Source organism: Mycobacterium sp., assembly GCF_025965855.1.
GTDB lineage: Bacteria > Actinomycetota > Actinomycetes > Mycobacteriales > Mycobacteriaceae > Mycobacterium.
Map to the genome: position 1 here is coordinate 1 of NZ_JAOPWB010000204.1, position 10865 is coordinate 10865.

Consider the following 10865-nt stretch of genomic DNA (forward strand, 5'->3'; position numbering starts at 1 on the left):
TCGGAGACCTCATCCGGCAGTGGCCCGGAGTTCCCGATGCACGTGGTGCAGCCATACCCGACGAGGTAGAAGCCCAGCTTCTCCAGATACGGCCACAATCCCGCCTTCTCGTAGTAGTCGCTCACCACCTGAGACCCCGGGGCCATTGACGTCTTCACCCACGGCTTGGAGCTCAACCCCTTTTCGACGGCGTTGCGCGCCAACAACGCCGCGCCCAGCATGACCTCGGGGTTGGAGGTGTTGGTGCACGACGTAATCGCGGCGATCACCACCGCGCCGTGGTCGAGCACGAATTCGCCCCGCTTGTCGGACTTCACCGAGACCGGGTTGCTCGGCCGGCCCTCAGTATGGTTGGCCGCCGACACGACGTCCGCGTCATAGTCTGCGAACGACAGCGCGACGGAATCGCTGGCCGGGAAGGATTCCTCGAGGGCCTTATCAAGCTTCGTCAGTTCGGCGGGCGCAGGCTCCTCGCCCACATAGTTGTTGAGGTCGTTGCGGAATGCTGACTTTGCGTCGCTGAGCGCGATGCGGTCCTGCGGACGCTTCGGGCCTGCGATCGACGCAACAACGTCGGACAGGTTCAGTTCGAGGTACTCGGAGAACTTGGGCTCGTGCTTGGGGTCGTGCCACATGCCCTGTTCCTTGGCGTAGGCCTCGACCAGCGCCAGCTGGTCTTCGTTGCGGCCGGTCATCCGCAGGTAGTCGATGGTGACCTCGTCGATCGGGAAAATTGCGGCGGTGGAACCGAATTCGGGGCTCATGTTGCCGAGGGTGGCGCGGTTGGCCAGCGGCACCTCGGCCACCCCCTCACCGTAGAATTCGACGAACTTGCCGACAACACCGTGCTTGCGCAGCATCTCGGTGACCGTGAGCACCACGTCTGTGGCGGTCACACCGGACTGGATCTCACCGGTGAGCCTGAACCCGACGACGCGGGGGATGAGCATGGACACCGGCTGACCGAGCATGGCCGCCTCGGCCTCGATGCCGCCGACGCCCCAGCCCAGCACGCCAACACCGTTGACCATCGTGGTGTGCGAATCGGTGCCCACACAGGTGTCGGGGTAGGCCGCGCCGTCGCGCTCCATCACCACGCTGGCCAGGTACTCGATGTTGACCTGGTGCACGATTCCGGTGCCCGGCGGGACGACCTTGAAGTCGTCGAACGCCGTCTGGCCCCAGCGCAGGAACTGGTAGCGCTCGCCGTTGCGCTCGTATTCGATCTCGACGTTCCGCTCGAAGGCGTCGGGCCGGCCGAACAGGTCGGCGATCACCGAGTGGTCGATCACCAGGTCGGCGGGCGCCAGCGGGTTGACCTTGTCCGGGTTGCCCCCGAGATCCCCGATGGCCTCGCGCATGGTGGCGAGGTCCACGATGCACGGCACGCCGGTAAAGTCCTGCATCACGACGCGGGCCGGCGTGTACTGGATCTCAATGCTGGGTTGCGCCTTGGCATCCCAGTTCGCGATGGCCTCGATGTGGTCCTTGGTGATGTTGCTGCCGTCCTCGTTGCGCAGCAGGTTCTCGGCGAGGACTTTGAGGCTGTAGGGGAGTTTCTCGGTATTGGGGACGGCATCGAGGCGATAAATCTGGTAACTCTTGTCGCCGACCTTGAGGTTGTCGCGGGCTCCGAACGAGTTCACAGAATCAGTCACTTCAACTCCCAAGGATTAAGTTCTTCCGTCGACGGGCCGTGTCGGCGGCGCGATGCTACTTTAACAGTACGCTTGTCCTGTATTACGGCGGGTGCCCGTAGTTCCAGTCTTGTCGCGAGGGGCGCGGGTTTAAACCCCTTACCGCCTCGAATCCGCGCCTGACACTAGAGTGCTGGCCATGACCGGGCACCCGTTTCTGCCGCTCTACATTCCGGTGGACGTCGACATGACAGTGATCAAGGCTCAGGTCGCAGCCGACGGCGTCAGCGCGTCACCGGCTGCCCTGCCCGGGCTGCTCGACATCGTCAACCAAGCGCACGCCGACGGCATCAACCTCAAGATCGTGCTGCTCGACCACAACCCGCCGAACGACACGCCGCTGCGCGACATCTCCACCGTCGTCGGCGCCGACTACCACGACGCCACCGTCTTGACGCTCAGCCCGAATTACGTCGGCAGCTACAGCACGCAATTCCCGCGGGTCACGCTGGAGGCCGGCGAGGACATCGCCAAGACGGGCAACCCGGCGGTCTCGGCGCAGCATTTCCTGCATGAACTGAATTCGCCCGAGTTTCCCTGGACGGGCATGACCATATTCCTCCTGATCGCCGTGCTCGCCGCGGCCGCGGGCACGCGATTCCTGCAGTTGCGCAGCAAGCGCGCAGCAACGCCGGCCGGGGCGCCGGAAACGACGGCGGAAGCGTCCAGCGGCGCCTAGTAACGGCGTCTGACATGCGCATCCGGCTCGGGCCGCCGCCTCAGGCGGACGCCCGCGATTCTCGGCGGCAAACACCGCAGGTCACCGTTCGGTCACATTAAACGCACGTCCAGAGTGCAGTTTGTGACGAGCGTGTCCCCGGCGTCCTATGTGACGTACGGTGCAAATGATGCTTGTGTTGTTTATGGCGTTTTCAGAAAAGGCCGTGCCTCGCGCCGCCCGTCCGCGTTGAGCCGTAGGAGACCTGTCGAATGAGACGTACGCGCTGGGGCTCCGCTGCGCGACCGGCCGCCAGGCTGCTCCGGCCGGTCGTTCCGTCGGTGCTGAGCGTGGCCATGCTGATGTGCACCCCGGGTCTGGCCGAGGCCGACCCCGCGGCCGACAGCATGGCCGCATTGATCGCGAACGTCGCCAAGGCCAACCAGCGCCTGGAAAACCTGACCGCCGAAATCCAGACTGAGCAGGAAAGCGTCAACAAGGCACTGGTCGACGTCGAGACCGCACGGGACGACGCGACCACCGCCGAACACGACCTCGAGGCCAGCCAGCGGACGGTCAAAGACGCCAACGCGGCGATCGCCGCCGCCCAGCACCGGTTCGACACCTTCGCGGCGGCCACCTACATGAACGGCCCGTCGGGCAGCTACCTGACCGCGACCAGCCCCGAGGACATCATCGCGACCGAAGGCGCCGCCCAGACCCTGACCGCGAGTTCCCAGGCGGTGATGGACAAGCTGCAGCGGGCCCGGACCGAGCAGGTGAACAAGGAGTCGGCGGCGCGGCTGGCCAAGCAGAAGGCCGACAAGGCCGCCGCCGACGCCAAGGCCAGCCAGGATGGCGCGGTGGCGGCGCTCACCGATTCCAAGCGCAAGTTCGCCGAACAACGTGAACAGGCCACGCGCCTGGCCGCCGAGCGCGACGAGGCCCAGGCGAAACTCGAGGCGGCCAAGCTGGAATGGTCGACGCGGCATGGCGGGTCCACCGTCCCCGCGTCGGGCGACCGGTGGGATCCCGGGTCACCGGCCGGCACGCCGCCCGCCGGGGGCCGCAGGTGGGATGGCCTTTGGGACCCGACGCTGCCCATGACGCCCAGCGCCAATGTCCCCGGTGACCCGATCGCGGTGATCAACCAGGTCTTGGGCATCTCGGCCACGTCGACGCAGGTCACCGCTGGCATGGGCCGCAGTTTCCTGCAGCAACTGGGCATCCTGAAGCCCGACGACACCGGCATCACCAACGCAACTCCCAACGGCACCAGCCGGATCCCGCGCGTCTACGGGCGGCAGGCCAGCGAGTACGTGATCCGACGCGGCATGTCGGAGATCGGGGTGCCCTACTCGTGGGGTGGGGGCAACGCCGCGGGGCCGAGCAAGGGCATCGACTCCGGGGCCGGGATCACCGGTTTCGACTGTTCGGGCCTGGTGCTGTATTCGTTCGCCGGCGTGGGCATCAAGCTGCCGCACTACTCGGGTTCGCAGTACAACCTGGGGCGCAAGATCCCGACCTCGCAAATGCGCCGCGGCGACGTCATCTTCTACGGCCCGGGGGGCAGCCAGCACGTGACGATCTATCTCGGCGAGGGCCAGATGCTCGAGGCCCCCGACATCGGTTTGAAGGTCCGCGTCGCGCCCGTGCGCACCAGCGGCATGACGCCGTATGTGATCCGCTATATCGAATATTAAACGAGGAGCTATGCGGCGCAAGCGTTTTCGCCTGATCAACCTGGCCTGGATCACCGCTGTGGTGACCGGGCTCATGTTGTCTGTGGCCGCCCCGGCTCCCCTGGTTAGGGCCGACCCCGGCCAGTGGGATCCCACGCTGCCGGCCCAGATCAGCGCCGGCGCTCCCGGCGACCCGCTCGCGGTCGCAAACGCTTCGCTGCAGGCCACCGCCCAGGCCACCCAGACCACGCTGGATCTGGGTAAGCAATTCCTCGGCGGGCTGGGGATCAACCTCGGTGGCGATCCCGCTCCCACCGCCGCGACCCCACCCAACCCCGGCGGCAAGATCCCGCGGGTCTACGGCCGGCAGGCGATCGAGTACGCGATCAAGCGGGGCGGGTCGCAGATGGGCGTCCCGTATTCGTGGGGTGGCGGCTCGCTGGATGGGCCGAGCAAGGGCGTCGGCGACGGCGCCAACATCACCGGGTTCGACTGCTCGGGGCTGATGCGTTACATGTTCGCCGGGGTGGGCGTCCTGATCCCGCGGTTCTCCGGTGACCAGTACAACGCCGGCCGTCACATTCCCCAAGACCAGGCCAGGCGCGGTGACCTGATCTTCTACGGCCCGGGCGGCAGCCAGCACGTCACCATGTATCTGGGCAACGGTCAGATGCTGGAGGCATCCGGAAGCGCCGCCAAGGTCACCGTCAGCCCGGTGCGCAAGCCGGGCATGACGCCGTTCCTGACTAGGATCATCGAGTACTGATCGCAGGCCAGCGAACCGGCGGCGTCGACGGGAACCGGCAGGCCTGGAATAGTTGGACCAGGGCACGTCGCTGCCCGGCAGTCGTGTCCGATTTGAGCGTGGAGGGTTCTTGATGACATCAGCAGGTGGGCCGCCCCCGGGCGCCAGCAGTTACCCGGGCCAGGGTGGGCCTTCCGGCCCGGCCCATGAAGCGCCTCCCGGCGGCGGCAATGGACTCGCCGCCGAGGTCCACACGCTGGAGCGGGCGATCTTCGAGGTCAAACGGATCATCGTCGGCCAGGACCAGCTGGTGGAGCGGATGCTGGTGGGGCTGTTGTCCAAGGGACACGTCCTGCTCGAGGGCGTTCCCGGCGTGGCCAAGACGCTGGCCGTGGAGACCTTCGCCCGGGTGGTCGGCGGGACGTTCGCGCGCATCCAGTTCACGCCCGACCTGGTGCCCACCGACATCGTCGGTACCCGCATCTACCGGCAGGGCAAGGAGGAGTTCGACACCGAGCTCGGCCCGGTGGTGGTCAACTTCCTGCTCGCCGACGAGATCAACCGGGCCCCCGCGAAGGTGCAGTCGGCGCTGCTGGAGGTCATGCAGGAGCGCCAGGTGTCGATCGGCGGCAAGAGGTTCCCGCTGCCCAATCCGTTCCTGGTGATGGCGACGCAGAACCCGATCGAGCACGAGGGCGTCTACCCGCTACCAGAGGCCCAGCGGGACCGCTTCCTGTTCAAGATCAACGTCGGCTACCCGTCGCCGGAAGAGGAGCGGGAGATCATCTACCGGATGGGCGTCAAGCCACCGGTGCCCAAGCAGATCCTGAACACCGGCGACCTGTTGCGGCTGCAGGACATCGCGTCCAACGTCTTCGTCCACCACGCGCTGGTCGACTACGTGGTGCGCGTCGTCATGGCCACCCGGTACCCCGAGCAGCTCGGCATGAACGACGTCAAGACCTGGATCTCGTTCGGCGCGTCCCCGCGCGCCTCGTTGGGCATCATCGCCGGTGCGCGCTCGCTGGCGCTGGTGCGGGGCCGCGACTACGTGATTCCGCAAGACGTCGTGGAGGTCATTCCCGACGTGCTGCGGCACCGGCTGGTGCTCACCTACGACGCGCTCGCCGATGAGATCTCACCCGAGATCGTCATCAACCGGATTCTGCAGACGGTGTCCCTCCCGCAGGTGAATGCCGTTCCGCAGCAAGGACACTCGGTGCCTCCCGTGATGCAGGCCGCGGGGGCGGCCAGCGGTCGGTGACCGACCCCGGCAAGGCGGTGTTGCACCCGCCGTCATTCAATCGCGGGCAGATCGACGACCCCAAGCTGTCGGCGGCGCTGCGCACGCTCGAGCTCACCGTCAAACGCAAGCTCGACGGCGTCCTGCACGGCGACCACCTCGGCCTGATCCCGGGACCGGGCAGCGAGCCGGGGGAGTCGCGGGAGTATCAGCCCGGCGACGACGTGCGGCGGATGGATTGGGCCGTCACCGCGCGCACGATGCACCCGCACGTCCGGCAGATGATCGCCGACCGCGAACTGGAGACCTGGCTGGTGGTCGACATGTCGGCCAGCCTGGACTTCGGCACCACGGTCTGCGAGAAGCGAGACCTCGCCGTGGCCGCGGCCGCGGCGATCACCTTCCTCAACAGCGGCGGCGGCAACCGGCTCGGCGCGATCGTCGCGACGGGCGCGACCGTCACCCGGGTGCCGGCGCGCTCCGGGCGCCAGCACGAGCAGACGCTGCTGCGGACCATCGCGACCACGCCCAAGGCGCCGATCGGGGTGCGCGGGGATTTGGCGACGGCCATCGACGAGCTGCGCCGGCCGGAACGCCGCCGCGGCATGGCCGTGATCATCAGCGACTTCCTCGGCCCCATTAATTGGACCCGTCCGCTGCGGGCGATCGCGGCCCGCCACGAGCTGCTGGCCATCGAGGTGCTCGATCCCCGCGATGTCGAGCTGCCCGACATCGGCGACGTCGTGCTGCAGGACGCCGAAACCGGGGTCACGCGCGAGTTCACCATCGACGCCCAGCTACGTGACGACTTCGCCAAGGCGGCCGCGGCGCACCGCGCGGAGGTGGCGCGCACCGTCCGCAGCTGCGGGGCCCCGGTGTTGACGCTGCGCACCGACCGCGACTGGATCGCCGACATCGTCCGCTTCGTCGAGTCCCGCCGGCGGGGGGCACTGGCGGGCCGGCAGTGACGTTGCCCCTGCTGGGCCCGATGACGCTGTCGGGCTTCGCGCATTCGTGGTTTTTCCTTTTCCTCCTTGCCGTCGTGGGGTTGGCCGCGCTGTACATCGTGCTGCAACTGGCGCGGCAGCGGCGGATGCTGCGGTTCGCCAACATGGAGCTGCTGGAAAGCGTTGCCCCGCAACGGCCCTCGCGATGGCGGCACCTGCCGGCGATTCTGCTCGTGTTGTCGCTGTTGCTGTTCACCATTGCGATGGCGGGGCCGACGAACGACGTCCGGATTCCCCGCAATCGCGCGGTGGTGATGCTGGTGATCGACGTGTCGCAGTCGATGCGCTCCACCGACGTCGCACCCAATCGCATGGCGGCCGCGCAGGAGGCCGCCAAGCAGTTCGCCGACGAGCTCACCCCGGGAATCAACCTCGGCCTGATCGAGTATGCGGGCACGGCGACCGTGCTGGTGTCCCCGACGACCAACCGGGACGCGACCAAGAACGCGCTGGACAAGCTGCAGTTCGCCGACCGCACCGCCACCGGGGAGGGCATCTTCACCGCGCTGCAGGCCATCGCCACCGTCGGCGCGGTGATCGGCGGCGGCGACACGCCGCCGCCCGCGCGCATCGTGTTGTTCTCCGACGGCAAGGAGACGATGCCGACCAACCCGGACAACCCCAAGGGCGCCTTCACCGCCGCGCGCACCGCCAAGGACCAGGGCGTCCCGATCTCGACGATCTCGTTCGGCACCCCCTACGGCTTCGTCGAGATCAACGACCAGCGCCAGCCCGTTCCGGTCGACGATTCCACCATGAAGAAGGTCGCCGAGCTCTCCGGTGGAAATTGGTACAACGCCGCGAGCCTGGAAGAGCTGAAAGCCGTCTACGCATCGCTGCAGCAGCAGATCGGCTACGAGACGAGCAAGGGTGACGCCAGCGCGGGCTGGCTGCGGCTGGGCGCGGTGGTGCTGGCGCTCGCGGGATTGGCGGCGCTGCTGATCAACCGGCGCCTGCCGACGTAGTTTTCTTGGCCGCGCACGTAACGCCACGGCGAAATTTCGCTCGGTTCTTCGCCCTGGCGTTACGTCCGGCGGCCTCGCGCTTGGGCCACCCGACGGATTATGTCGTTCGGGTGGTCTTCGGCAATCACCCTGACGACGATCCACCCCATACGCTCGAGCGTCTCCAGCCGGCGGATGTCCTTGACGTACTGGTAGCGGCTGGTGCGATGCTGGTCGCCGTCGTACTCGACGGCGACCTTGCTGTCCTCCCAGCCCATATCCAAATACGCCTCGGCCCAGCCCCATTCGTTGAGAACCGGGATCTGCGTTTGCGGTCGGGGAAAGCCGGCGCTCACCAAAACCAGACGTAGCCAGGTTTCCTTCGGGGACTGAGCCCCGCCATCGACAAGTTCGAGAGCCGCTCTGGCGGCCTTCATGCCATGGCGGCCGCGGTAGCGGCCGACGAGCAGCTCGACGTCGGCCATCTTCAAGTCGGTCGCTTGCATCAGCGCGTCGACCGCAGCGATTGCGACGTCCCGGGGATGGCGGCGCGCCAGGTCAAGGGCGGTGCGCGCCGGCGTCGTGAGCTGAATCTGATCGACGACGGTGATTTCGTCGGGCTCGATGCGTTCTTCCCAGACCAGTACTCCAGGGGCCTTGCGGCGGTTGGTATCGATAATCTCGGCCGGCCGCGACGGGTCGATCCACCGTGCGCCGTGCAGGGCGGAAGCGGAGAAGCCTGCCAGGATGCCGCGGCGGCGGGAGCGCAGCCAGGACGCCTTGGCGCGCAAGGCGGCCGTGGGCTCGGCGTCGCTCGGCACATACACATCCCGATGCAGCGCGACGTAGCGGCTTCGAAGCTCGTGGCGGGACAACAGCTGCGCGGCTCGAGCTTCACTGCCCAGGAACGGGTCTGTCATGGCGAAAGTGTGCTGAGCCATACCGACAGCCCGACCCGGGCGTAACGCCACGGCGAGATTCCGTTCGATATTTCGCCGTGGCGTTACGCCCGCGACGAGCCGATTGAAGTGGGCAGCAACCGAGGCGATAGGTTGGCGGGGTGACTGACACAGCCACCGAGGACACCACCGAAAGGGCTGCCGACTACCGCAGACCCGCCTTTGTATCCCGTTCAGTCCTGGTGACGGGCGGAAACCGGGGGATCGGTCTGGCGATCGCGCAAAGGCTGGCCGCCGACGGCCACAAGGTGGCCGTCACGCACCGCGGATCCGGGGTGCCCGAGGGGCTGTTCGGCGTCGAGTGTGACGTCACCGACAACGACGCCGTCGATCGCGCCTTCAAAGAAGTCGAGGAGCACCAGGGTCCGGTCGAGGTGCTGGTGTCCAATGCCGGCCTGGCCGCGGACGCGTTCCTCATGCGGATGACCGAGGAGAAGTTCGAGAAGGTCATCGACGCCAACCTCACCGGGGCGTTCCGGGTGGCGCAGCGGGCGTCGCGCAGCATGCAGCGCAAGCGGTTCGGCCGAATGATTTTCATAGGTTCGGTTTCCGGCACCTGGGGCATCGGCAACCAGGCCAATTACGCGGCCTCCAAGGCCGGACTGATCGGCATGGCCCGCTCGATCTCCCGGGAGCTGTCCAAGGCCGGGGTCACCGCGAACGTGGTTGCACCAGGCTACATCGACACCGAGATGACCCGTGCGCTGGATGAGCGGATTCAGGCGGGGGCACTGGAATTCATCCCGGCGAAGCGGGTCGGCACCGCCGAGGAGGTCGCCGGGGTGGTCAGCTTCCTGGCGTCGGAGGACGCCAGCTACATATCCGGTGCCGTGATCCCGGTCGACGGCGGCATGGGCATGGGCCACTAAGGAGATAAGGACTGATATGGCAGGGTTTCTCGAAGGCAAGCGCATCCTGGTCACCGGGATCATCACCGACTCGTCGATCGCATTCCACATCGCGCGGGTCGCGCAGGAAGAGGGCGCGGAGCTGGTGCTGACCGGCTTCGACCGGATGAAGCTGATCCAGCGGATCGCTGACCGGCTGCCGAATCCGGCCCCGTTGTTGGAACTCGACGTGCAGAACGAGGAGCACCTCGGCACGCTTGCCGACCGGGTCACCGATGTGATCGGGGATGGCAACAAACTCGACGGTGTGGTGCACTCGATCGGCTACATGCCGCAGACCGGCATGGGCATCAACCCGTTCTTCGATGCGCCGTACGAAGACGTCGCCAAGGGCATCCACATCTCGGCGTACTCGTACGCCTCGCTGGCCAAGGCGCTGCTGCCGATCATGAACCGCGGCGGCGGAATCGTCGGCATGGACTTCGACCCGACCCGCGCGATGCCCGCGTACAACTGGATGACGGTGGCCAAGAGCGCGCTGGAGTCGGTCAACCGCTTCGTGGCGCGTGAGGCAGGTCCGTTCGGTGTGCGCTCGAATCTCGTTGCGGCAGGCCCGATCCGCACGCTGGCGATGAGCGCGATCGTCGGCGGCGCGCTCGGCGACGAGGCGGGCGATCAGATCAAACTGCTTGAGGAGGGCTGGGATCAGCGGGCGCCGCTTGGTTGGAACATGAAGGATCCGACGCCCGTGGCGCGCACCGTCTGCGCGCTGGTCTCCGATTGGCTGCCAGCCACCACAGGGACCATCGTCTACGCCGACGGCGGCGCGAGCACACAGTTGCTCTAGTGGATTTTGATGCGGTCCTGCTGCTGTCGTTCGGGGGGCCCGAGGGTCCCGAGCAGGTAATGCCGTTCCTGGAGAACGTCACTCACGGCCGCGGCATCCCGCGCGAGCGGCTGGCCGCCGTCGCCGAGCACTACCTGCACTTCGGCGGCATCTCGCCGATCAACGGCATCAACCGCGAGTTGATCGCACAGCTGCAGAGCCAGATCGAGCTACCCGTCTACTTCGGAAACCGCAA

At 67.0% G+C, this 10865-nt stretch carries 11 protein-coding genes; 9 read left to right on the forward strand and 2 right to left on the reverse strand.

Annotated features, from left to right (window positions below):
* On the reverse strand, window positions 1–1658 hold a 1658-nt coding region (gene acnA / locus JWP83_RS17645; protein ID WP_297732397.1), incomplete at its 3' end, for an aconitate hydratase AcnA.
* A gap of 178 nt (window positions 1659–1836) precedes the next feature.
* Here acnA and JWP83_RS17650 point away from each other — a divergent pair.
* The 6 genes from JWP83_RS17650 to JWP83_RS17675 all read left to right on the forward strand — a co-directional run bounded on the left by JWP83_RS17650 (window position 1837) and on the right by JWP83_RS17675 (window position 7997).
* Window positions 1837–2376 (forward strand): DUF6676 family protein, encoded by a 540-nt coding sequence (locus JWP83_RS17650; RefSeq protein WP_297732398.1) that lies wholly within the window; start codon window positions 1837–1839, stop codon window positions 2374–2376.
* Window positions 2377–2627: 251 nt separating this feature from the next.
* Window positions 2628–4058 (forward strand): NlpC/P60 family peptidoglycan endopeptidase RipA, encoded by a 1431-nt coding sequence (gene ripA, locus JWP83_RS17655; RefSeq protein ID WP_297732400.1) that lies wholly within the window; start codon window positions 2628–2630, stop codon window positions 4056–4058.
* Window positions 4059–4068: 10 nt separating this feature from the next.
* Window positions 4069–4803, forward strand: coding sequence for an NlpC/P60 family peptidoglycan endopeptidase RipB (gene ripB, locus JWP83_RS17660; RefSeq protein ID WP_297732403.1), 735 nt, complete (start codon window positions 4069–4071; stop codon window positions 4801–4803).
* 112 nt (window positions 4804–4915) lie between these two features.
* Entirely contained in the window at window positions 4916–6046 is a 1131-nt protein-coding gene (locus JWP83_RS17665) for a MoxR family ATPase (protein WP_297732405.1), read from the forward strand.
* Entirely contained in the window at window positions 6043–6993 is a 951-nt protein-coding gene (locus JWP83_RS17670; RefSeq protein WP_297732407.1) for a DUF58 domain-containing protein, read from the forward strand. The genes JWP83_RS17665 and JWP83_RS17670 overlap by 4 nt, the downstream gene beginning before the upstream one ends.
* Complete coding sequence (locus JWP83_RS17675) at window positions 6990–7997, forward strand: VWA domain-containing protein (RefSeq protein ID WP_297732409.1); 1008 nt, start codon at window positions 6990–6992, stop codon at window positions 7995–7997. Before JWP83_RS17670 ends, JWP83_RS17675 begins: the two co-directional genes overlap by 4 nt.
* A gap of 59 nt (window positions 7998–8056) precedes the next feature.
* On the opposite strand, the gene JWP83_RS17680 is transcribed toward JWP83_RS17675, so the two are convergent.
* Window positions 8057–8896 carry a DUF559 domain-containing protein gene (locus tag JWP83_RS17680; protein ID WP_297732411.1) on the reverse strand — a complete coding sequence of 280 codons (840 nt, stop codon included), beginning with the start codon at window positions 8894–8896 and terminating at the stop codon, window positions 8057–8059.
* 140 nt (window positions 8897–9036) lie between these two features.
* On the opposite strand from JWP83_RS17680, the gene fabG1 reads away from it, so the two are divergent.
* The 3 genes from fabG1 to JWP83_RS17695 all read left to right on the forward strand — a co-directional run.
* A complete protein-coding gene (gene fabG1, locus JWP83_RS17685) occupies window positions 9037–9804 on the forward strand; it encodes a 3-oxoacyl-ACP reductase FabG1 (protein WP_297732413.1) in 768 nt (255 codons plus the stop codon).
* Between the two features lie 16 nt (window positions 9805–9820).
* Entirely contained in the window at window positions 9821–10630 is an 810-nt protein-coding gene (inhA, locus tag JWP83_RS17690) for an NADH-dependent enoyl-ACP reductase InhA (protein WP_297732415.1), read from the forward strand.
* Window positions 10630–10865: ferrochelatase (locus JWP83_RS17695; RefSeq protein ID WP_297732417.1), on the forward strand; the 236-nt coding region annotated here is incomplete at its 3' end. The genes inhA and JWP83_RS17695, both read left to right, overlap by 1 nt.